The 21,246-nt window shown below is 61.3% G+C and carries 21 protein-coding genes and 1 tRNA gene; 6 read left to right on the forward strand and 16 right to left on the reverse strand.

The window, feature by feature from the left end:
* The first annotated feature begins 91 nt into the window (after positions 1-91).
* Positions 92-913 (forward strand): DUF72 domain-containing protein, encoded by an 822-nt coding sequence (locus VB618_RS19145; RefSeq protein ID WP_329798347.1) that lies wholly within the window; start codon positions 92-94, stop codon positions 911-913.
* On the opposite strand, the gene proB is transcribed toward VB618_RS19145, so the two are convergent.
* From proB to rplU, 5 genes are all read right to left on the reverse strand, one after another.
* A complete protein-coding gene (gene proB / locus VB618_RS19150) occupies positions 883-1,998 on the reverse strand; it encodes a glutamate 5-kinase (RefSeq protein ID WP_329798348.1) in 1,116 nt (371 codons plus the stop codon). The two genes, VB618_RS19145 and proB, sit on opposite strands and share 31 nt — an antisense overlap.
* Positions 1,995-3,029 (reverse strand): GTPase ObgE, encoded by a 1,035-nt coding sequence (gene obgE / locus VB618_RS19155; protein ID WP_329798349.1) that lies wholly within the window; start codon positions 3,027-3,029, stop codon positions 1,995-1,997. Before obgE ends, proB begins: the two co-directional genes overlap by 4 nt.
* Before the next feature lie 200 nt (positions 3,030-3,229).
* Positions 3,230-3,880: a GNAT family N-acetyltransferase gene (locus VB618_RS19160; protein ID WP_329798350.1), complete on the reverse strand. Its 651-nt coding sequence runs from the start codon at positions 3,878-3,880 to the stop codon at positions 3,230-3,232.
* 181 nt (positions 3,881-4,061) lie between these two features.
* The gene (gene rpmA, locus VB618_RS19165; RefSeq protein WP_036355650.1) at positions 4,062-4,328 is read right to left on the reverse strand and encodes a 50S ribosomal protein L27; all 267 of its coding nucleotides are present in this window, start codon (positions 4,326-4,328) and stop codon (positions 4,062-4,064) included.
* Positions 4,329-4,362: 34 nt separating this feature from the next.
* On the reverse strand, positions 4,363-4,755 hold the full coding sequence (rplU, locus tag VB618_RS19170) for a 50S ribosomal protein L21 (RefSeq protein WP_173946682.1): 393 nt from the start codon (positions 4,753-4,755) through the stop codon (positions 4,363-4,365).
* A 264-nt stretch (positions 4,756-5,019) separates the two neighbouring features.
* On the opposite strand from rplU, the gene VB618_RS19175 reads away from it, so the two are divergent.
* Positions 5,020-5,109 (forward strand) — tRNA-Ser (locus VB618_RS19175).
* 348 nt (positions 5,110-5,457) lie between these two features.
* Here the strand turns inward: VB618_RS19175 and VB618_RS19180 are convergent.
* From VB618_RS19180 to VB618_RS19220, 9 genes are all read right to left on the reverse strand, one after another.
* Positions 5,458-6,837, reverse strand: a complete 1,380-nt coding sequence (locus VB618_RS19180) for an FAD-containing oxidoreductase (protein ID WP_329798351.1) — start codon at positions 6,835-6,837, stop codon at positions 5,458-5,460.
* A gap of 414 nt (positions 6,838-7,251) precedes the next feature.
* Positions 7,252-7,632, reverse strand: coding sequence for a cupin domain-containing protein (locus VB618_RS19185; RefSeq protein ID WP_329798352.1), 381 nt, complete (start codon positions 7,630-7,632; stop codon positions 7,252-7,254).
* A 100-nt stretch (positions 7,633-7,732) separates the two neighbouring features.
* Positions 7,733-8,788, reverse strand: coding sequence for an alpha/beta fold hydrolase (locus tag VB618_RS19190; RefSeq protein ID WP_329798370.1), 1,056 nt, complete (start codon positions 8,786-8,788; stop codon positions 7,733-7,735).
* Between the two features lie 44 nt (positions 8,789-8,832).
* Positions 8,833-9,951, reverse strand: coding sequence for a thioredoxin family protein (locus tag VB618_RS19195; protein WP_329798353.1), 1,119 nt, complete (start codon positions 9,949-9,951; stop codon positions 8,833-8,835).
* A gap of 162 nt (positions 9,952-10,113) precedes the next feature.
* Complete coding sequence (locus VB618_RS19200) at positions 10,114-10,770, reverse strand: VOC family protein (RefSeq protein WP_329798354.1); 657 nt, start codon at positions 10,768-10,770, stop codon at positions 10,114-10,116.
* Positions 10,771-10,821: 51 nt separating this feature from the next.
* Positions 10,822-11,220, reverse strand: coding sequence for a cupin domain-containing protein (locus VB618_RS19205; protein ID WP_442931868.1), 399 nt, complete (start codon positions 11,218-11,220; stop codon positions 10,822-10,824).
* A gap of 121 nt (positions 11,221-11,341) precedes the next feature.
* A complete protein-coding gene (locus VB618_RS19210) occupies positions 11,342-12,649 on the reverse strand; it encodes an epoxide hydrolase family protein (protein WP_329798356.1) in 1,308 nt (435 codons plus the stop codon).
* A 247-nt stretch (positions 12,650-12,896) separates the two neighbouring features.
* The gene (locus VB618_RS19215; protein WP_329798357.1) at positions 12,897-13,265 is read right to left on the reverse strand and encodes a hypothetical protein; all 369 of its coding nucleotides are present in this window, start codon (positions 13,263-13,265) and stop codon (positions 12,897-12,899) included.
* 117 nt (positions 13,266-13,382) lie between these two features.
* Positions 13,383-14,159 carry a response regulator transcription factor gene (locus VB618_RS19220; RefSeq protein ID WP_329798358.1) on the reverse strand — a complete coding sequence of 259 codons (777 nt, stop codon included), beginning with the start codon at positions 14,157-14,159 and terminating at the stop codon, positions 13,383-13,385.
* Positions 14,160-14,834: 675 nt separating this feature from the next.
* Between VB618_RS19220 and VB618_RS19225 the strand changes: the two genes are divergently transcribed.
* Both VB618_RS19225 and VB618_RS19230 read left to right on the forward strand, forming a co-directional pair.
* A complete protein-coding gene (locus VB618_RS19225) occupies positions 14,835-15,563 on the forward strand; it encodes a VWA domain-containing protein (protein ID WP_329798359.1) in 729 nt (242 codons plus the stop codon).
* On the forward strand, positions 15,563-16,273 hold the full coding sequence (locus tag VB618_RS19230) for a DnaJ domain-containing protein (protein ID WP_442931869.1): 711 nt from the start codon (positions 15,563-15,565) through the stop codon (positions 16,271-16,273). Before VB618_RS19225 ends, VB618_RS19230 begins: the two co-directional genes overlap by 1 nt.
* Positions 16,274-16,419: 146 nt before the next feature.
* On the opposite strand, the gene VB618_RS19235 is transcribed toward VB618_RS19230, so the two are convergent.
* Entirely contained in the window at positions 16,420-17,112 is a 693-nt protein-coding gene (locus VB618_RS19235) for a protocatechuate 3,4-dioxygenase (protein ID WP_329798361.1), read from the reverse strand.
* Positions 17,113-17,471: 359 nt separating this feature from the next.
* Positions 17,472-18,518, reverse strand: a complete 1,047-nt coding sequence (rsgA, locus tag VB618_RS19240; protein WP_329798371.1) for a ribosome small subunit-dependent GTPase A — start codon at positions 18,516-18,518, stop codon at positions 17,472-17,474.
* Positions 18,519-18,856: 338 nt separating this feature from the next.
* Here rsgA and VB618_RS19245 point away from each other — a divergent pair, with 338 nt between their 5' ends.
* The gene (locus VB618_RS19245; RefSeq protein WP_329798362.1) at positions 18,857-20,473 is read left to right on the forward strand and encodes an SUMF1/EgtB/PvdO family nonheme iron enzyme; all 1,617 of its coding nucleotides are present in this window, start codon (positions 18,857-18,859) and stop codon (positions 20,471-20,473) included.
* A 14-nt stretch (positions 20,474-20,487) separates the two neighbouring features.
* Positions 20,488-21,006, forward strand: a complete 519-nt coding sequence (locus tag VB618_RS19250; protein ID WP_329798363.1) for a DUF4399 domain-containing protein — start codon at positions 20,488-20,490, stop codon at positions 21,004-21,006.
* The last annotated feature ends 240 nt before the right edge of the window (positions 21,007-21,246 follow it).

Below are 21,246 nucleotides of genomic sequence, written 5' to 3' on the forward strand. Positions count from 1 at the left end.
TGGCGCGTTGAGGTGGTCAGCGAGCACTTCTGCAATCAAGGCGCGAATGTCGTCCATGTCCAAGTCCCAGCCCCTGATAGCCTCAGAGGAAATGCCTCATTCGGAACCCATAGCACGGCAGGTGGCCCTGGAGCCAAGCCGCTCCGCCTTGCCTGAGATCCGCATCGGAACGTCGGGCTGGCACTATCGGTCCTGGCATGGACCTTTCTACCCGGCGCGTCTGAAGATCAAGGATTTCCTGTCCTATTACGTCCAGCGCTTCGACACGGCGGAGATCAACAACTCCTTCTACAGGCTTCCCACCGAGAAGGCCGTGCAGGCTTGGCACAATTCCACCCCGAAACGCTTTCTGTTTGCCTGGAAGGCCTCGCGCTTCATCACCCACATGAAGCGGCTGAAAGGGATCGAGGAGAGCATCGATCTGGTCTTCGGTCGGATGGATGCCTTGGGCGACAAGTTTGGCCCGGTCCTGTTCCAGCTGCCGCCCACCTTCAAGGCCGATGCCGAGACCCGGGAGCGCGTGGCGCGCTGCCTGTCGCTGGTGCCTAAAGGACGCCGCTGCGCCTTCGAGTTCCGTCACCCGAGCTGGTACGAGGAGGACACTTTCCGAATTTTACGCGATCACAACGCCGCGCTCTGCATCTCCGATCACGCGGATGCGCCCGCGCCCTGGGAGGCGACCGCCGATTTCGTCTATGTGCGCGCGCATGGCACCAATGGCCGCTATGCGGGCAGCTACTCGGCCGAGACATTGCAGGACTGGACCCGGCGTATTGCCGATTGGCGCGGGCAAGAGCGCAGCGTCTATGTGTATTTCGACAACGACATCAAAAGCGCCGCGCCCGGCGATGCGCAGACCTTATTGAAGCTTCTCGACGAAGATCAGTCGCTGAGAGCCATGTCGTCCCGGTGAACCATCTCGGTGCGGCCGGGATAGCCGAGGATACCTTCGATCTCGCGGCTCGGGCGACCGATGATGCGCAATGCATCCTCCGCATCATAAGCCACAAGCCCCCGGCCGAGCACGCGGGCCTCGCTGCGGATCGTCACCGCGTCGCCGCGATGAAACGAGCCCTCGACCCGGCGCACGCCCACCGGCAGCAGGCTCGCGCCGCTCTGTAGGGCGCGGGCTGCACCTTCATCCACGGTCAGCGTGCCGCGCGGCTTAAGGGCGCCTGCGATCCAGGTCTTGCGGGCGGTGGCGGGATTGGACGGTGTGAGGAACCACGTGCAGCGCCCGCCCTCGGACACGCGCTTCAACGGGTTCTTCGTGCGGCCATCGGCAATGATCATGTGCGTGCCGCCGGCGGTGGCGATCTTGCCGGCCTCGACCTTGGTGCGCATGCCGCCGCGCGACAACTCGGAAGCCGCCCCGCCTGCCATGGCTTCGATGGCCGGCGTGATGCGCTCGACCACCGGGATGTGCTCGGCATTCGGATCGGAGGCAGGCGGCGCCGTATAGAGGCCGTCGATGTCGGAGAACAGCACCAGGAGATCGGCGCCGATCATGGTGGCGACGCGGGCCGCCAGACGGTCGTTGTCGCCATAGCGGATCTCTGAGGTCGTCACCGTGTCGTTCTCGTTGATCACCGGAACGGCGCGCATCTCCAGAAGCTTCAGGGTGGTGGCACGGGCGTTCAGGTAACGCCGCCGCTGCTCCGTATCCGCGAGCGTCACCAGGATCTGGCCGGCCGTGATGCCGTGATGAGCCAGCACCTCCGACCAGGTGCGCGCGAGAGCGATCTGCCCGACGGCAGCCGCCGCCTGGCTCTCCTCGAGACGCAACGGACCGGACGGGAGCCCCAGCACCGTGCGTCCCATGGCGATGGCCCCGGAGGAAACCACGAGAACGTCGGCGCCCTTGGCATGAAGATCGGCAATGTCCTCGGCGAGCGCCGCGAGCCAGGCATGGTTCAGCCGTCCGCGCGCCCTATCCACAAGCAGCGCAGAGCCGACTTTCAGGACGACGCGGCGGAACTGGCCGAGCTGCGGGCTCACGGGTGCCACTCGTCCTGGGACTGAACCGGCTCCTCCTCGACCTTCGCCTGGTCGATGACGGTCAGCAATGCCTGCAGCACCTCCTGGACGCCCTGACCAGAGGCCGAGGAAATGACGTAAGGGGTCCGCTTGCTGGCCTTCTTCAGCTTTTTCAGCTGCTCCTTCAGCATATCCTCGTCCAAAGCATCCGCCTTGGAGAGCGCCACGATTTCGGGCTTCTCGTCCAGGCCATGGCCATAGGCCTCAATCTCATGGCGCACCGTCTTGTAGGCCTCGCCCGCGTCCTCGCTCGTGCCCTCGACCAGATGCAGCAGCACCCGGCAGCGCTCTACGTGGCTCAAGAATCGGTCACCCAGGCCCACACCCTCGGACGCGCCCTCGATCAGGCCCGGAATATCGGCCAGCACGAACTCGCGGTTATAGGCCCGCACCACCCCGAGACCGGGATGGAGCGTGGTGAAGGGGTAGTCGGCGATCTTCGGCTTGGCGGCCGTTGTCGTCGCCAGGAACGTGGACTTGCCTGCGTTGGGCAGCCCGACGAGGCCCGCATCGGCGATCAGCTTGAGGCGCAGGATGAGCGTGCGCTCGATGCCTTCCTGGCCGGGATTGGCCCGGCGCGGAGCCCGGTTGGTCGAGGAGGTGAAATAGGCATTGCCGAAGCCGCCGTTGCCGCCCTTCGCCAGCAGCACCCGCTGGCCCACATGGGTCATGTCGGCGATGACGGTCTCGTCGTCCTCCTCCAGGATCTCCGTGCCGGCCGGAACTTTGAGCACCGCATCGGCGCCCTTGGCGCCGTGCCGGTTCTTGCCCATGCCGTGGCCGCCGGTCTTGGCCTTGAAATGCTGCTGGTAGCGGTAGTCGATGAGGGTGTTGAGACCCTCCACGCACTCCGCCCACACGTCGCCGCCGCGGCCGCCGTCGCCGCCGTCCGGCCCGCCGAACTCGATGAATTTTTCACGGCGAAACGAGATGGCACCGCCACCGCCGTTGCCGGAGCGAATAAAGATTTTGGCTTGGTCGAGAAATTTCATAACCCGCATCCTTTACGGGACTGGAACACTTTTCGCAAAAGCGGATCTGCTCTCGCGGTTAAAATGCAGCCGTCCACGTCCATCGTGCGGGAGCAACGCGGACGAAAGAGAAGCGCTCCCGAAAAGATCTCGGGAGCGCCTTATGTGCCCAAGCATCAGATTTGTCCCATAAGTGCAAATCCACTTTTGGGTCCGATGCTTTAGCTCGCGAGAGAGATCTCCCGCTCCACCTCGACCTCGAGGGAGAGCGGCTCGCGCACGAAGCCGGTCTGGCCCCAGGTCTTCAGGCTCTCCCAGGTGCGCCGGTCGAGCCGGAAGTGATCCACCGGATAGAGGCCGCACCGGGCCGGCAGCTCGGAGAGCCCGGCGCCCTGATAGGCAAAGCCGCACTTCTCCAGCACCCGCCGGGACCCCGGGTTGATCACCCGGGCGCAGGCCGTGACCTCGTCCTCCTCGCCATAGGCGAAGAAGGCATCGATCAGCGCGTGGACCGCCTCGGTGGCATAGCCCTTGCCCCAAAAGGGGGTGCCGAGCCAATAGCCGAGATCGGGCTTACCCGTCTCCGGATTCGGCCCGATCCCCACCATGCCGATGAGGCTGTTGGGCTTTCCCTTCGGCGTGATGGCGAGCTGCAGGCTCTGGCCGTCCGCATTGGACCGCCGGGACTGGAAGATGAACCGCCCGGCATCGTCCGGGTGATACGGATGCGGAATTCGCGCCGTCATCTCCGCGACCGCTTTCTCCCCGGCGAGGCGTACGATGGCTTGAGCATCCGCAAGACGGGCCCAGCGCAGCCACAGGCGGCGGGTCTCGAGGCGGAAAACATCGTCACGGGTGAGGTCGGGAAACATCGTCTTGCTCCGATCCAGTCGGGCCCTCCCTGGGCCCTAGAAATGACGAAGGGGAGGTGGACATCCCACCTCCCCTGTCGATTTCGGATTGGAGCTTGGCCTTTAAGGGGCCTGTCTGGAGCTCTTCATCCGCCGGGTCGGTGTGATGCCGGCGGGAGCTCCTTCGTTTTGCTCTCGCCGTTTACTCTGCGGCCTCTTGGGCCGGTACGACCGATACGAATGCTCGGCCTTGACGCGTCAGGAATCGGACTCGGCCATTGGCCGTGGCAAAGAGGGTATGATCTTTGCCCATGCCGACATTCGCGCCGGCATGCCATTTGGTGCCGCGCTGACGAATAATGATGTTGCCGGCGACAACCTGCTGATCGCCGAAGCGCTTGACGCCCAGACGACGGCCTGCCGAGTCGCGACCGTTGCGAGACGAACCGCCTGCTTTTTTGTGAGCCATGGGTTACTCCCGTGTTCCTGTTGATGCCGAACGCTTATTCAGCGGTGGCCGGCGCAGCTTCGTCAGCCGCAGCCTTGGTGGTCTTCTTGGCCGCAGCCTTCTTGGGCTTTTCGCCACCGGCGAGGATCTCGGTGATCCGCACAACGGTATAGTCCTGGCGATGCCCGCGCTTGCGACGCGAATTCTGGCGACGGCGCTTCTTGAAGGAGATGACCTTCTCGCCGCGGGTGTGTTCCACCACTTCGCCTGCCACGGTCACGCCCTCGATGAGGGGGGCGCCAACCTGGGTACTGCCGTCATTGGTGACCATGAGAACCTGGTCGAACGTGACGGCGGTGCCCGGCTCGCCTGCGAGCGTGGCGACGGTGATGACGTCGTTGGCGGCAACGCGATACTGCTTGCCGCCGGTCTTGATCACTGCGAACATCTTGATCCTCGTGTTCAAACCCAATTCTCAGCGGGGCAAGCCCCACCGGATTGGCTTTTTGGCAGTTTCCGGCTTCGGTTCACGGCAGCCTCAAGCTGCCGCATGGATATGCGCAGGCACTCGTGCCCGCTCATAGAGGACGCCTACCTACCGACGCCCCCTGTCTTTGTCAATCAAAAACCTTGCTTTTGGCGCTTGAAGACCCGCAAAGCCCATGATATCCACCCGGCCTCAACCAGCGGGCCCCTAAGGCCTTCGCACCCCGGAGAGGTGGCAGAGTGGTTGAATGCACCGCACTCGAAATGCGGCATACGGGCAACCGTATCGGGAGTTCGAATCTCCCCCTCTCCGCCACTATCTAAGTCTCTGAAATTGCAGAATTTTTCTCCTAAGGCATTCTATCCTTAAGTGCCGGATTTCTTGTGCCAATTTCGGGGCAACGATTCTCTGACGGACGTTCTCTAGACGCTAACAAGGACCCTTGGAGCGCCAATTTTGCCTCTGTTCTCCGCCCTAAGTTCACCCAGTCCGGTTGTGGCGTAGCAGGAAAGTACGGGTGCAATCGATTGGACCAATGACTGCGTTCCGCTCGATAGCGGACCTTCGGATAGGGTCTGAAATGTGCCACAAGCAGACCTTCCGCGTCTGGGCAGGCTCGTCGCGGCAAGTCTGCGCTTGTCCGAACTGGAACCGACCAACTCTTTATACAATGGGCTTCAGGTCTCCAAGAAGTGTGGGGATCAGTTCCGAAACGGTCGGGTGGATGGGAACCGCCCATTGCAGGACCGGATAGGTCACTCTGGCATTCATCATGTCCAGAATGCCGTGGATCGCCTCGTCGCCACCAACACCCAGGATGGCTGCACCCAGGATCTGCTTCGTCTCCGCGTCGGCGATCACCTTCATGAACCCCTTGGTCTCGCCCTTCTCGATCGCACGCCCAACCTGCGTCATCGGGCGTTTGGCCACCAGTAGCTTACGGCCCGTGCGCACCGCCTCCGTCTCCGACATGCCGACGCGCCCAAGCGGTGGATCGATGTAGAGCGCGTAGGCGGGGATCCGGTCGGTCATCCGGCGGTTGCCACCGTCGAGAAGATTGGCGGCGACAATCTCGTAATCGTTGTAGGAGGTATGCGTAAAGGCTCCGCGGCCGTTACAGTCGCCCAGGGCCCAGATGCCGGGGACGTTGGTGGCCAGGCTGTCATCCACCCCTATGTAACCCCGGGCATCGACCGAGACCCCGGCCTTGTCGAGGCCGAGATCATCCGTGTTGGGCCGGCGCCCCACCGCCAGCAGCACATGCGATCCTACCGCGAACGGCTCCCCGGATGCGCAATCAATGTCGACCATCACGCCCTCAGAATGGGGTTTGAAGCCAATGCAGGTGGCGGTGGTGCGCACCACGATCCCCTCATCGGTGAGGATCTCTCGGACTGTCTCAGACACGTCCTCGCCCTCGCGGGCAATCAACAGCGGACTCCTCTCCACGATCGTGACCTCCGCGCCGAAGCGGCGGTACATCTGGGCGAACTCAAGCCCGATATAGCTGCCCCCGACGACGACTAGGTGCCGCGGGATGATATCGAGCTTGAGGATCGACGTGTTCGTCAGATAGGCGACGGTGCCGACCCCCGGTAGGTCGGGAACGCTCGCGCGGCCGCCGACATTGAGAAAGATGCGCGGCGCCTTCAGCTGGCTCTCGCCCACCCGGACAGTATCCATACTCTCGAAGCGGGCATGCCCTTCAATGACCGTCAGGCCGTCCATGCTGCGCAGCCACTTTTCGACATTCGTGCGGGCATTCGTTAAGACGGTTTCAGCCCGAGCCTTGACCCGCTTCATGTCGATCTTGATCGGGCACTCGATCTCGATCCCATACTCGGTGCCTCGCCGGGCAAGATGGGCTGCGTAGGCGCTGGCGATCAGCGTCTTGGTCGGCATACAGCCAGTATTGACGCAGGTTCCGCCAATGAACTTCCGCTCAATCAGCGCGACTTTCATGCCAGTGGCCGTCAGCCGTCCAGCCAGAGAAGGGCCAGCCTGTCCGGCCCCGATGACGATGGCGTCGAAGAATTGGTTCATATACGGCCTCCACAATGAGCCCCGAGCCGAGGATCGCAGCCGTGTCCTCCGGTGTCGGTCACGCTGAACTCTGTAACGGCGCCCCCTATCCCCGATCGACATTGCTGATGTTCTGAGCCACGACCCCGACTTGCGCGTCGCTTGCTCGAGCTTGGCGTGTAGCCCGTCTTCCCAACCGGTCACCAGCGCCGCGAGTCCCGTTTTCGCCGCGCCCATATGATCGGCAACCACGTCGACGGCATTGCCGAGCCTCGCGATCTGGCGGACGCTCTTGACGGCCGTGGCTACGACATCGTCCACGTGCTTCACTTGGCCGCCGAACACAAGCGACTGCGCCAGCATAGCAATCTTCACGCCAGGCGGTTGCGCGTCGATGCCGGTCCACGCTTTAAGCTCACACCATTTTTGGGCCCTCTACTGCGATGGAGCGTCCGTGGCGTCCGGAACCTCAGGTGGGCTCAACTGAAAGATCACGAGCTTGACTGGCATCTGACCCCTGTTGGTGCCCCGCACTACGGTGTTGATGGGTTCGACGAAGCCCTGTCCGGCATTGTAAACCTTCGGCTCGCCACCTCGGAACTCCACCGTAAGTGTGCCCTCGGCAACGTAGACGACGGGATGGTTCGGGTACGTATGCCATTTCCCGACAGCGCCTGGTTGGATCGTGGCGGTGGCAAGCCGCGCTTCAAGCTTGTCACCCTTCGGTGGTGTGTGCAGAAGCTCCTTGACGACCTGCTGAGCGCTGGCAGGAAGGATCAGACAACTACAGGCGAATGCGAGGACAACGCACTTCATAACGCTCCTCCTCTCTATTGAGGTTCTTACGGCTACTTCAACGAGGCAATATGAACCGGAAGCTTACGCACGCGCATTCCAGTCGCCGCGAAGATCGCTTTCAACTTCCGGCGGCGATGTCGGTGACCGCTTGGGCGAAATCCTGCGGGGCTTCCTGCGGCAGGTTGTGCCCGACGCCGCCTTTGATGAGCCGGTGCTCATACCTGCCGGAGAATTTCTTCACATAGGCGCTGGGGTCCGGGTGCGGCGCACCGTTTGCATCCCCCTCCAAGGTGATCGTGGGAACCGCAATGACCGGGAATTCGGCAAGCCGCTTTTCCAGATCGTCATACTTCGGCTCGCCGTCAGCGAGCCCGAGCCGCCAGCGGTAGTTATGAATCACAATGCTGACGTGGTCCGGGTTGTCAAACGCCGCCGCGCTGCGATCGAAAGTGGCGTCGTCGAAACTCCATTTCGGCGAAGCGAGTTGCCAAATGAGCCTCGAGAACTCACGCCGGTATTTTTCGTAGCCGGCGCGGCCACGTTCCGTAGCGAAGTAATACTGGTACCACCAATCGTGCTCGGCCTTCGGCGGCAACGGCATCCTGTTCAGTTCACGGCTGCCAATCAGATAACCGCTAACGGAGACGAGAGCCTTGCAGCGCTCCGGCCAGAGCGCCGCCATGATGCCCGCGGTGCGCGCTCCCCAATCGCAGCCGGCGAGGATCGCCTTCTCGATCTTGAGAGCATCCATCAAGTCAATGATGTCGACAGCGAGGGCCGACTGCTGGCTGTTGCGGATGGTCTCGCCCGAAAGAAAGCGCGTTGTGCCATAGCCGCGCAGATAAGGGACGATCGCCCGGTACCCCGAGGCTGCCAGCAAAGGAGCTACATCGACATAGGTGTGGATGTCGTAAGGCCAGCCGTGCAGGAGCAGGACCGCGGGGCCATCGAGCGGGCCGGCTTCGGCGTAGCTGATATTCAGGACGCCAGCATCAATCTGCCTAAGCGTGCTGAATGACGTGTTCGCCCCCAACTTCACCGTGGGCGGTCCTACGGCTTTTGTCTTGCCAGTCTGTGCTGCTGCAGAGTCCATAATGCCCAGCTGCGCGGCCGCAGCCGTTGCGGCCGCAGCACCAAGAAAATCACGGCGGTGCCGGTTGATTGGTTCCGAGATCGTGTCCACTTGGAACTTCCTTCTCTCGATGGTCTTGGGCGGGATCAGCCGAACGTGAAAGCGAACGCCTCCACGCCTGGACCAAGAAACTCGATCTCGAACTGTCGATTGGCGATGGGTTTGGACTGCCTGATCAGCTGGTACAGCCGCTGTTCGGTCACTGCGCCATTGCCTTCTTCGTCAACGTCAATCCCGCGAGCCGCGCCTGGTGGTTGTCCATCGATCCGCACGCGGAACCTCACGGGCGCTCCTGGTGCTGCCAGGCCCATGACGAGATGAAGATCGCGGGCGTGAAAACGATATGCGATGCTGCCATTGGGTTTATTCAAAACCGCATTTTCCTTCTGCACTGTCCAGTCGCCAGACAGCGCCCATTCGTTCTGGCGCAACATCGCAGGCAATTGGTACATGTGAGGCTTGTCCACGGCCGCCCCGCCAGGTGAGGCAAAGTTCTCGCTGCGCTCATATCCAACATAGTTTTCCGCCGACTTCAGGCTGCCCCAGTCGGCGGCGGCTTCGATACCACGAGCATCTACCGACACGGGTTCTCGGGCGGCCCCGCTATTTCCTGCTTCGGCCAGCAATTCTTGGATTATCATCTCCGATTGTTCGTATGAGCCCTCACCAAAATGATGATGTCGAACGCGGCCCTGGGAGTCGACGAAATATAACGCAGGCCAGTATCTGTTCTTGAAAGCTCGCCAGATAGTATGCTCATTGTCCACTGCGACCGGGTAGTCGATCCGCATTTCCTTCACGGCCCAGCGAACGTTGTTTATGTTTTTCTCGAAAGTGAACTCCGGCGCATGGACGCCGATCACCACTAACCCTTGATTCTTGTATTTCTCGGCCCACGCGCGGACATAAGGAGCGGTCCGCAGCCAGTTGATGCAAGTGTAGGTCCAGAAATCGATGAGGACGACTTTTCCCCGCAAAGCCGGCGGCGTCAGAGGCGGCGAATTCAGCCATTCGTTCGCGCGCTCAAGAGAAGCCAGCTCAGTCTGACTACCGAGTTGGCCAGAGAGAAGCCCATGGAGGAACGGGACCCGTATCTCTGCGGATATGATCGGCTGCAGCACTTTCGTGTCTCCTGCGAGGCCCGGAATCGGTGTCCCAAGTGACGTGGCAAGTAAGGCAGCTACCAAGAGCTTGCTTGCGTTCATCGGTGAATGCCTCCTGGAGTCCAAGCGACGTTGCGATGCTTGAGCGGCGACACGTTCGGGCCATAGAGCGGTTGCCAGATTTGCCGGCCAGATTGTGCTCGACGAAATGGACGCACAGCCCGCGAGCCCGCGAGCCTCAGTCGATGACGTCGTAGCCGCAGCTCATGACGGCAGCTCCTTGCCAGCCTGCTCCGCCACCATGTACTCGGCATACCAGTCAGGCCAGTTCTCATCTCGCTGGCCGCCGGCCCGCATCTCGTGCTCACCATGGGCGACCGACGCGCGCCGCATCGCGCTCGCCAGATCCGATACAGAGGCGAAGCTCGTCGCATTGGCGTCGATCCGGCCTGGGAACCGGGTGGTGACCTCCTGCAACAGCCATTCGTTCCCATCCGGATCGCTGAACGTGGCGTATGAGAAGTAACTGCGCCGCGCCGGATCCGGACCACTGAGAGGTGGCTGACCCGGACCCGCACGGTGGAACAGTTCGCTCACGTCGATGCCGCGATTGATGAGCTCGGCACGTGCTAACTGGATGTCCGAAACGACAAGATAGAGTCCGCGTGCCGAGCCTGGTACAGCCGACGGGCCCCCGGTGCCGAACTGGATCGAGCACGGCGAGCCTGGTGGTGTGAACTGAACGCCTCGAAACTCGTCACCGACGACGAAGTCGGCATCAAGACGCCACCCCAAGTCGCCGTAGAAGCGCTTGGCGAGATCGACGTCCGCAACAGGAATGGCAACAACCTCGAGTTTCATGTCGGTTGCCCTCGCGGCGGGTGCGGTATCTCGTCCCATCATAGTGTCGAGTTGGTTCATGACGGTCTCCCTTTGCATCGACTTGGCGGGCACTTGCCGCCCCCAGTTAGTTCACCGGGCGCTTACCTGACCCAGCACGACGAGCGGCTTCCCCTTGTCGACGAGATAAGTAGCGAGCTCGGCGGCGTCGACACTGCCGACATTCCTTGCCGCGTGGAGCGTTCCAGCCGGGATGAATAATGAGTCACCGGCCTTGAGTGTGACCGGCGGCTTGCCCTCGAATTGATATTCCAGCGAGCCTTCGAGGACATAGGCGACCTCTTCGCCCGGATGTGTGTGCATGCCGAACGCCGCCCCCGGAGCAAAGTCGACACGCACCTGGATAAGCTCGCGTCCATTTTCGCCGAGATCGTGTCGCAGGACATCAGTGCGTCCGATGCCTGACTGTTGCGCGTGCACCAGCTGCAGCGACAATCCGCTTGCGAACAATAGTCCTGCCGCCGCAATCATTTGAGTCACTCTCACGTGGATCTCCTTTCGACCTTCAAGCATGCGTAATCTGGCAAGCACCGTTCAGGGCTCAGAACGCGCGTCAGCACAAGCGGTCCCGACTTAGGCCTGACGGCCACGACTAACGGAGCGGCCTGAACGCGGCGCGAAGCTCGGCGCTGAAGAGTTCCGGCTGTTCCCAGGCAGCGAAGTGCCCGCCCTTGTCGACCTCGTGGAAGTAGATCAGGTTGCGGTAGGCGCGCCGGGCCCATGTTTCCGGAGCTCGATAGACTTCCCCCGGAAAGACCGTGATCGCCACCGGGAGCGAGATCTCGGCGGTCTTCTCCGAGGTCGCGGACAGAATGTTGGATTTGTTCTCCCAGTACAGCCGCGCGGCCGAGGCTGCGGTGTTCGTCAGCCAATACAGCGTGATGTCGTCCAGGACCTCGTCTGGGGACTTTTCTGGATCAGTGCTGCTATAGGTCCACGTCGCGAAGCCGGGATGGCCGAGCATCCACGCCGCAAGGCCGCCTGGGGTGTCCGTTATGGCGAAGCCAATCGTCTGCGGCCGCGTACCCATCATCACAGCGTAGGACCTGCTCCCCATCTTTCCGTAGGCGCTGAGCTCGTCGAAGGTCGCACGTTCCTTCTCGGATAATCCCGCCGGCACAGGCCCACCGTTGGCCAGTGCCTGATCCACTTCGGGCGGGATCGTCGCCGGCAAGTTAACATGGATGCCCAGCAGACCAGTCGGCGCCTGGCGTGCCATCGCGCTGGAGACGGGGGAGCCCCAGTCGCCACCCTGGGCAACATAGCGGGTGTAGCCGAGACGCTTCATCAACTCCGCCCAGGCTCGCCCGATGCGATCGGGCCCCCAGCCGAGACCCGTCGGCTTGCCGGAGAAGCCGTAGCCAGGCATCGAGGGGAGAACGAGATCGAAGGCGTCCTCCACATGCCCACCATGAGACGGGGGATCGGTCAGTGGGCTGACGATCTTGAGTAGCTCGAACACCGATCCCGGCCAGCCATGGGTCATGATCAGCGGCATGGCATTCGGATGCTTCGAGCGAACGTGAATAAAGTGGATGTCGACGCCATCGATCGTTGTCATGAACTGTGGCAGGGCATTCAGCTTCGCTTCCGCCTTCCGCCAGCTATAGCCGGTGCCCCAGTACTCGACGAGCGGCTTGATCTTCGCGAGCTGGATGCCCTGCGACTGGTCATTAACCGTCTCCTGGTTAGGCCATCGTGTCGCCGCGATGCGGCGGCGGAGGTCCACAAGTGCCTCTTCGGGAATGTCGATGCGGAAGGGGCGGATTGCGGCGTCTTCGGTCAATGCCCTCTGTTGCGTGGGGTTTGCGGCTACCGGTGCGGGGAGCAGGCCGAGAGCACCCGCGGCTACTGAAGTGGCAACGATCGCGGCTGCTGAGGTGGCAAATAGGGACATCATCAATCTTCTTGCTGGAGTAGCGAGGTTGGCTACAGATGAATGGCTTCACCCATGACGGTGAGCCTCTCGCGTGCCAGCCGGATGACGCACGTCAATGGAGCAAGGCAGTGCGGCTATGACCAAGAACGGCGGTCTGAGTGCAACAGGGCTGCAACCGTTGACATATTCTACTCGCAACCTGTCCTGATCTATCCATCAATGGATTGAGAGAGGATCAAAAAAGGATCTAATCCCTTCATACGGGAAGTCAGGCTTGTGCCCCGAGCTGTTGACCTAGGATGGCTCCAGCCAGTGCCGCCGGCGTGACGTCGATGAGCATTATTTGATAAGGCCGCATCTCATGCAGGTAAGCGTGACGGCAGTCAGATGAGAAGGCGATCACCTTTGCGGTCGGTACCGCCGCAAGGGCAGTCGCGGCGATCGCGTCTGTCTGTCCCGCCTGCAAGCCGATCAGGATCAGTTCGGGACCGATCAGACGAAGCTGCTCCTTAAGCAAGTCTCCGCTGTGGAGCTCAGCCACCACGTCGAGCTCGATCTCTGGTCTTATCGCTCGGGTGATGATGTCACTGAGCAAGGGCGACAGGGTAACCAGAGCAGTCTGGATGCCAACCGACAAGGGACTCTCCTTGCATTGAGAGCACATGCATTCTCACGGCAAAAGGCGGCATGCGATATCCATCCTCCGGTACGAAAAGGATGCAGAAGGATGGAGTTGGTGGACGAGTGCCGATCGTCAGCGGGCATCCTGAAGAGTGATTGCGTGCTGGCGAAGCCAAATCGCTGCATGACCTCGACGGGGGAGCTCCAGCTTGGTCAGAAGGTTGTGGACGTGCGATTTGGTCGTGGCCAGACTGATGCGCAAGTGGAGGGCAATTTGCTTGTTGGATAGTCCTGTCGCTAGGAGTTGAACGATCTCGACCTCCCGTGCCGTTAATAGGGGCTGGTTTGCGGCGGGTGACGGGGTGGGGTGTTCCGCGAGCCGGTGCAAGAGCGTAGCGCTGATGCGTGCCGAGCAGGCCTGCTCGCCGCGCATGGTGTTCCCGATCGCGGCGATCACATCGGTCAGGGTGGCCGTACGCGGAATGTAGCCGGCCACACCAGCTTCGCCCCACGTGATCACATTCTCCTCTGTCTCCGTCACCGAGAGAGCTATCACGCGAGCCTTCGGCAGGAGTTCCCGAACCGCAGCGGCGGCGCCGAGAGCATCAGGCAGGGTTGTGTCGAGCAGGACTATATCGGGATGGATGCCCGGCCAGCTCGCTTGCGCCTCGACGAGGTTTGCAGCAATGCCGATCACGGACAGCCCAGCCTCGCGACCCAGAATCTCAGCCAAGACCTCTTGCAGGAACCGGATATCGGAAAGGATCACGACTGTCGGGAGCGACCGGACAGTTATTGGCAGGCCAGCAGTTTCAGCTGAGACATCCTCGGAGATAACGCCCTCGTTCGGGGCATTCGGATGCACTGAGCGATCCCGATTGGGACCTTCAAAGGATACCCTCGTGGTCATGGGCGCTCTCCGAGCCACTCCTGATGGTAACAGCTCATGGCCATCGCTGCACCCGAAGACTTCGATGAGTCGTCAGCCTGCATGCACAGGAAACCGCGGCATTGCAGGGCCGGAGCCTGCCTTGATAAAGGATATTTTCCTATTTATCGGCAATGGTCGGGTCATTTGATGTTGCCTTCTCCCCACCTGAGCGTGCGCTGCCACAGAGGACTATAGATCTGCCATCAACAGCGACCAGAGCGCCCTAAGACCTGCGTCGCCCGCTTGGTGCCGAAGGCAGCTGTTTTCCGGATGAGTTCGTGGGTGGGCTCTGCGCGCACCTATGTCAGCATCGTGCATGATGGCTGGTGCTCCCCGTTTGGGCCACGGCTGATGCAAATGCCAAAGGTCTTAAATGGATCAAACGAAGAAATTCACTGCTCTTGAGGAACGTCCGATGTTTGCGTCTCAAGCGGACATTCGGCCTAGTTCCGGCAATTGCCAACAAGTGACGGTCCATGACCCCTCTCGTGAGGGTGTTCCGCACTACTTTCAGCGCCTACTACATCGAGCATTCTTCCTGCATGTTCTCCCCTATCTTCGCAGGTCTCGCAACCTGGAGCTGCCGCGCTATGCCTCCGTATTCGGATTTACAGGCGCTCCCTCAAGCCCCACCTCTTTGGAGAGGGAGATGCAATGGCTGACAAGAAGGATCTCACACGACCACCCACAACTGCTGGCAGTCCGGCTTCAATGGTTGACTCGTTCCTGGCGGAGGCCAAGCGCCTTGGGCCACTGGCCGGCAATGCGCCCCGGGCGCGGCTCGTGTTCGCGCTTGATGCCACCATGAGCCGGCAGCCCACATGGGATCTCGCCTGCCGGGTCCAGGGCGAGATGTTTGCTGCGGCCGGCCAGGCCGGCGGCCTCTCAGTGCAGTTGGTCTACTTCCGAGGTTTCGGTGAGTGCCGCGCCTCCCGCTGGGTCGCGGATCCGCGGGCTCTCACCGAGCTCATGACGAAGATCAACTGCCAGGGTGGTCAAACCCAGATCGGGCGGGTGCTCCGCCATGTCCGCACTGAGGCGAGCCAAACCCCGGTGAAAGTGCTCGTCTACGTTGGCGACGCCATGGAGGAGCCAATCGACGATCTCTGTGCCGTCGCAGGCGAACTCGGTCTCCTCGGAGTGAAAGCCTTCATGTTCCAAGAGGGGCACGATCCTGATGCGGCCCGCGCCTTTCAGGAGATCGCCCGCCTGAGCGGCGGAGCCTATGCGCGGTTCGATGCAGGAGCTCCCCACACACTGTCCGAACTCCTGCGTGCCGCAGCCACCTATGCGACCAGTGGCGTCGAGGGACTTGCCCGGCTGTCCGCAAGCAACGCGCAGGCCCATGGCCTGCTCACCACCATCAATGAGCGCAAGCCGTGATGCTGCTGTATGGCATCGTGGCCGTCACGGCCCTCTGGTTCTTCCTAAGCAACTTCGCGCATGCGAACCCTGCGACTCTGGCGAAATTTCTCAAAATCACCGGCGGGGTGCTGGCGTTGGGCTTGGCGGGCCTGTTTGCGGTGCGGGGGCGGGTCGACATAGCCCTGCTGATTGGAAGTCTCGGAGCCTGGCTCCTCGGGTGGAGTCGCTTCACCTTCACTGGTCTTGGCACACGTCCGCAGCGGACCTCCGGCAGTACTTCGCGCGTTCGCTCAGGACTGATTGAGATGATTCTTGATCACGACACCGGCGAGATGGAGGGCTCCGTGCTTGCCGGTGCTTTCGCCGGGCAGCAACTCGGGTCACTGGATGAGGCTCGCCTGCGGGATCTGCTGACGGAGTGCCAAGCCGGCGATCCGGACGGCGTCCGCCTTCTCGAAGCCTACCTCGACCGTCGGTTTCCTCGCTGGCGCGAAGATACTCAGAATGAGGAGCAGCGGCGGGCAGCCGCTCAGCCCGCATCAGGTGTCATGACTCCGGAGGAAGCCTACCGGATCCTTGATCTCCAACCAGGGGCCGCTCCCGATCAGATCCGACAGGCTCACCGCTCCTTGATGAAGAAGCTCCATCCGGATCAAGGCGGCTCGACCTATCTCGCCGCGCGGGTGAACCAAGCCAAGGAAATTCTGTTGAGCCGGCATGAAAGGTAATCGGTGATGCCACAGTGCTGATGCCGGAGTATCCCGTTGCGGATCGAAGCAGAAGATGCCCTGCCCTTCAGGCGCGTGCAGTGCTCCCTCCTTGAGCAGATACTCGGCTTATTGTCTGGGTGACGCGCTAGGCGAGAGCACCAGATCTAAACTGCCACGACAATATCGAAGCGCCCTTGGAGCGCGCCGGGCTCAGGGACCTGCCCAGAAGCCAAGGGAACGATCACGCTGCGGCGGGCCTGAGGGTCACGGATGCGGTTGAGGACTCCATCCTGTGCGTTGAGGGGTTCGCCCTCAATGTACATCTGGGTAACCAGACGTCCCTGCCCCGGTACATGCACGGCAAAGTGGATGTGGGGGGTCCGCCCGGGATACGGCACGGGTCTTATGGTGCGGAACCGATATCTGCCCTGTTCATCCACTTGGGTGCGGCCATAGCCCTGGAAAGCATGGTCGATGCGGCCCTGCCCTCCCGCACGCGGATGGCGATAGATGCCATTGGCATCACACTGCCAGATCTCGACCACACTGCCAGGCTTCGGCTGCCCGCGGGTGTCCAGCACCCGCCCCGACACGTGTACCAACTGTCCCAGAGCCTGAGCGGCTTGGCCCGTGATACGGACAAGGTCATTGTCCATGTCAGGGGGGAACTCGACTGGGTAGAAGGGCCCCTCCGTCTGTACTGGTGTTGGGACAAGCTCGGCCGCGACCAGGCTCCGCGGGATGATAACGGAGGCGGACGTGACGGCCGCCTTGATCAGCAAAGAGCGTCGATCAGGACAGATGATTGGATGGTGGCTCATGTAGAACCCCAGGCGTGGATCACTGAATGACAGCATAGACGACTGACCCTTCCAGACCAGTTCGCCGCATCCCACATCGCACGAACGTGATGAAAGGCGTAATGGCACTGCTCCAGATGCAGGGCTGAGACAAACCTCCCTGCGAGCGTCCGCTGTCCCATGGTTTTCAGATCATCACGAAGGATCGGCTCCATGTTACGAGATGACATGTGGCTTGTGGCCGTACATATCCAGCACTCAGAGAAAACAGGCATCACCTTCGACGGAAGAGCAAGCCACCAGTTCGGAGTGCTTCAGGTGACCGTCTCCATCCCTCCACATTGGGTCCAATGCGGCCGGACCTATCGGAAAGTGATCAATATCCCGTGTAGGCGAGCAGCCCTACCGGCCGTCGTTCAGCGCTTCTTGCTTCGACCCGCAGCGGCATTGCCACCACGCGGCCCGTTGCGGCCCGACGTTTGGTTGCTGCTTTCCTCTACCAGCTTGCGCCACCGGGCGAGACGCTCCGGGTCCAGCACACCTGCGGTAACGGCTCCTTGGACGGCGCAGCCGGGCTCATGGGCGTGCGTGCAGTCGCGGAACCGGCAAAGAGGGGCAAGCTCAGTAATTTCAGCGAACAGGGTCTCAATGCCAAAAGCCGCATCGCTGACACGGAGCGTGCGCATCCCCGGCGTGTCGATCACCCATCCGCCACCTGCGATGGCATGAAGCGACCGCGAGGTTGTGGTATGGCGCCCTTTGGAGTCGTGTTCGCGAATTCCTCCGGTTTCCTGGGCCAACTCCTGCGTCAGGCCTGCCAGTGTGTTTACTAAAGTCGATTTGCCGACACCTGAGGATCCGACCAGCGCCACTGTCTGCCCGACACCGCACCACGGGGCTAAAGCAGCTGCGGCATCTTTGGATCGAGGATTTAAGATCACGACGGGCAGCCCGCGTTGCAGTGCGCTCGCCTGTTTTAGATACGTCTGCGCATCTGCCACGGTGTCAGCCTTGGTCAGCAGGATCACCGGGTTGGTCCCGGCCTCATTCGCCAGTGCCAGATAGCGCTCCAGCCGCGCGAGGTTGAAATCAGCATTGCATGAGGTGACGATGAACAGCGTATCAACATTAGCACCAGCGAGCTGCGGGGTCTTGCTGCCTTCGGTGCGACGCTCCAGCACCGTCTTGCGGATCAGTCGGCGATGCAGCAGCTGGGTTTGAGGGTCGGCAAGCACCCAATCCCCCACGGCAAAGTCGCCGGTCTGGCTGTGAACCGGAAGTGTCAGACCGACTGGCCCGGTTTGGGATATGGCAGTCAGGCGGGCGCGGTGGACCGTAGCAATACGATGTGGGGCAAGCCCTGCCTCATGAGGCTCAAGCTGATCCTTGAAAAAATCAGACCATCCCAGACTTGAAAGTGACACGGGACGGGCGGCGGAGTCATCTGTCACAGTTTTTCCCAATCGCACGGTGTCACATTCATAGGCAGGGTCCTTTAGAACATGAAAGTAACGCCTCTGGCGACCGCGGGTTGGTTGCTTCCCACCCTCAATGACCAGGTTTCCTCGGTATTTGTCACCCTCTCACGGTGTTCTATGAGCGGGGTTAAACTTTCGCAACCGGTTGGACTCATGTGACACAGAGGGATCACGCGCGACGCGGCTGAGGTTCATGCTACCCCGTGATGCGTCATGCCTTAGGACAAGACACCTGGCGCCGGAACGATCCAGGGACGGTCGATTGCATTAGCAGCTTGATCGGGTGTAATCTTTAGGTTGTTACTGTGCCGCCAGGGGTTGCTATGCCCGGAGAGAGCACTTCCCATGTTATTGGTAGCCCCCGCCGGCTTGCGGCGATCCTTGCGGCGGACATCGCCGGTTACAGCCGGCTCATGGGCTTTGACGAGGAAGGCACGCTTGCGCGCCTGAAGCGGCATCGCCGCGAGATGATCGAGCCGACAATCAATGAGCATTTCGGCCGTGTGATCAAGACAACCGGCGATGGCTTTCTAGCCATGTTCGATAGTCCTCTCGAAGCCGTGCGCTGCGCTATCGTAATCCAGCAGTCGATGGCGGCCCGTAACACCTCGCTGCCACAGGAGCAGTGGATCCGATACCGGATCGGAGTGAATCTGGGCGATGTCATCGTCGATCCGGATGATATCTATGGCGATGGGGTCAATATCGCGGCGCGCCTGGAAAACATGGCCGATCCTGGCGGTGTTTATATCTCAGGCGGCGTCTATGAGCAGATCAAGAACAAGTTGGTCTGCGGCTATCAATCGCTTGGCGACGAGAAGCTCAAGAACATCACAGATCCTGTGCGCATCTATCGGGTCCTGCCGGATCCATCCGCGGTCTCCCGTGCTAGCCATGCCAAAGCCAAATGGAACTGGACCGCTGCCGGGTTCGTGGGGCTAATGGCCGTGGCAGGAGGCGGCTGGTATGCATTCCTGACGCAGCGTCCGGCAGGGGCGCCAGAGGCCGCGTTAAGCCCGGCCGCTTCTGTCCCGGCTCAGGCTGCAACGGCCCAACCGCAACAGAATGCTACACGCCAAGCAACTGCCAACCCTCCGGGCCTGCCTCCACCGCCTCCAACCCTGTCGGGTGAACTGCCCATTCCAATCCCGGAGGCGTCTCCTGCTCCTACTGCGCCTTCCAGCAATACCCAAGTCGCTGCCGTGCCCCCACCGCAGTCTTTGAGCAAGGCGGTTGAATTCGGAACAGGTTTGCGGGATTGCCAGGGCTGCCCGGAACTGGTGCGTCTGCCCGGAGGCAGCTTCCGGATGGGGAGTACCGAGGATCCATCCGAGAGTCCGGCTCATTTAGTCAGAGTTAAGCCGTTTGCTCTCGGGCGATACCCGGTCACAGTCGGCGAATGGAACCAATGTGTGGCGGCGAATGCCTGTGCCTCCCTCCTCGATGGCAGTTCCATGGCTCCAGCCCGCAACTTGAGCTGGGCCGATGCGCAACAGTATGTTGCATGGCTCTCAAAGAGTACTGGACAGGATTATCGCCTGCCTAGTGAAGCCGAATGGGAATATGCAGCCCGTGCCGGAACCGGCGGCCGCTATTGGTGGGGCGACAAGATTGTCCCGAAAATGGCCAACTGCAAAGGCTGCGGCGAACCCTATGATCCACGCCAGCCCGCGCTTGTCGGCAGCTTTCCGGCAAATCCACTTGGGCTTTACGACCTAGCCGGTGGCGTTGCGCAATGGGTCGCGGATTGCTGGCACCCGAATTATCAGGGCGCACCGGCCGACGGATCGGCTTGGACTGAGGAAAATTGCCGAGAGAGAGTGCTGCGTGGCAGTTCTTGGCGCAACGATGCGAGCTATGCCAGATCTGCAAGCCGAGCTTATTACGACAGCGGCGTGCGATACCCGGCCCATGGATTCCGGGTAGCTCGGTCGCTCTGAGAAGGAGACAATTCATGCATGCGATCGTCCGACAGGGTGCAATTGCCGCCGCATCCGCCGTATGCTTCTGTTGGTCATCGTGGTCGGCTCAGGCGCAGACACCGGCCCCAGCGGACGCGTCTCTCTACATCATCTATCCGGGCGACGGGCAGCGGATCCGAGGCAGCTTTCCGGTTCGGTTCGGGCTGCGCAACATGGGCATCACCCATGCAGGCGACAGAACGCCGAACACCGGCCATCACCATCTCCTGGTCGATGTAGACGAGGCGATTGAGCCGAACGAACCGATCCCAACCGATAAACAACACATTCACTTTGGCGCAGGACAAACCGAGACCCGCCTTGAGCTCCCACCTGGTAAGCATGTTCTGCAACTCGTTCTCGGTGATGCTGACCACAAACCCTTCGCGCCTCTGCTCATCTCCAAGAAAATCACCGTGACAGTATTGCCGCCTCGGGTGCGCAGGTCCCCTCAGATCAGTCGAGCCGAGCGAGAGAGCGGGATCCGGCGAAGTGGATCGATTCGACCCTGAAATACGGTGGGACGCCCTGAATTTCGCAGCACGAATGGGCGCAGGTTGCATTTCTCGGCTTAGATTGCAGAAGCCGGCTCGATCAAATCCAAAGTGAAATCTAGAAAGGTCGTCGGATCAGGGCACCTGCTACAGTTGAAGGTCCGTTCTGGGTCCAGGCTGTGTGGAAACGCCTTGATCTGCTAAGCTGATCGTGATCGGCGGAGGGCAGCATGAAGCGTTTCGTTGAAGGGGAAGACC

It is taken from the genome of Microvirga sp. CF3062 (assembly GCF_036314045.1).
Taxonomy (GTDB): Bacteria; Pseudomonadota; Alphaproteobacteria; order Rhizobiales; family Beijerinckiaceae; genus Microvirga.

Excerpts from the sequence above, each read along its gene's own strand:
- rplU (WP_173946682.1), bottom strand. The coding sequence starts at position 4,755 with ATGTTCGCAGTGATCAAGACCGGCGGCAAGCAGTATCGCGTTGCCGCC.
- VB618_RS19250 (WP_329798363.1), top strand. The coding sequence starts at position 20,488 with ATGCATGCGATCGTCCGACAGGGTGCAATTGCCGCCGCATCCGCCGTA.
- VB618_RS19210 (WP_329798356.1), bottom strand. The coding sequence starts at position 12,649 with ATGATGTCCCTATTTGCCACCTCAGCAGCCGCGATCGTTGCCACTTCA.
- VB618_RS19145 (WP_329798347.1), top strand. The coding sequence starts at position 92 with ATGCCTCATTCGGAACCCATAGCACGGCAGGTGGCCCTGGAGCCAAGC.
- rpmA (WP_036355650.1), bottom strand. The coding sequence starts at position 4,328 with ATGGCTCACAAAAAAGCAGGCGGTTCGTCTCGCAACGGTCGCGACTCG.
- VB618_RS19205 (WP_442931868.1), bottom strand. The coding sequence starts at position 11,220 with ATGATTGCGGCGGCAGGACTATTGTTCGCAAGCGGATTGTCGCTGCAG.
- VB618_RS19180 (WP_329798351.1), bottom strand. The coding sequence starts at position 6,837 with ATGAACCAATTCTTCGACGCCATCGTCATCGGGGCCGGACAGGCTGGC.
- VB618_RS19200 (WP_329798354.1), bottom strand. The coding sequence starts at position 10,770 with ATGAACCAACTCGACACTATGATGGGACGAGATACCGCACCCGCCGCG.
- VB618_RS19195 (WP_329798353.1), bottom strand. The coding sequence starts at position 9,951 with ATGAACGCAAGCAAGCTCTTGGTAGCTGCCTTACTTGCCACGTCACTT.
- VB618_RS19235 (WP_329798361.1), bottom strand. The coding sequence starts at position 17,112 with ATGCTGTCATTCAGTGATCCACGCCTGGGGTTCTACATGAGCCACCAT.
- VB618_RS19160 (WP_329798350.1), bottom strand. The coding sequence starts at position 3,880 with ATGTTTCCCGACCTCACCCGTGACGATGTTTTCCGCCTCGAGACCCGC.
- obgE (WP_329798349.1), bottom strand. The coding sequence starts at position 3,029 with ATGAAATTTCTCGACCAAGCCAAAATCTTTATTCGCTCCGGCAACGGC.
- VB618_RS19225 (WP_329798359.1), top strand. The coding sequence starts at position 14,835 with ATGGCTGACAAGAAGGATCTCACACGACCACCCACAACTGCTGGCAGT.
- VB618_RS19245 (WP_329798362.1), top strand. The coding sequence starts at position 18,857 with ATGCCCGGAGAGAGCACTTCCCATGTTATTGGTAGCCCCCGCCGGCTT.
- VB618_RS19220 (WP_329798358.1), bottom strand. The coding sequence starts at position 14,159 with ATGACCACGAGGGTATCCTTTGAAGGTCCCAATCGGGATCGCTCAGTG.
- VB618_RS19185 (WP_329798352.1), bottom strand. The coding sequence starts at position 7,632 with ATGAAGTGCGTTGTCCTCGCATTCGCCTGTAGTTGTCTGATCCTTCCT.
- VB618_RS19230 (WP_442931869.1), top strand. The coding sequence starts at position 15,563 with ATGCTGCTGTATGGCATCGTGGCCGTCACGGCCCTCTGGTTCTTCCTA.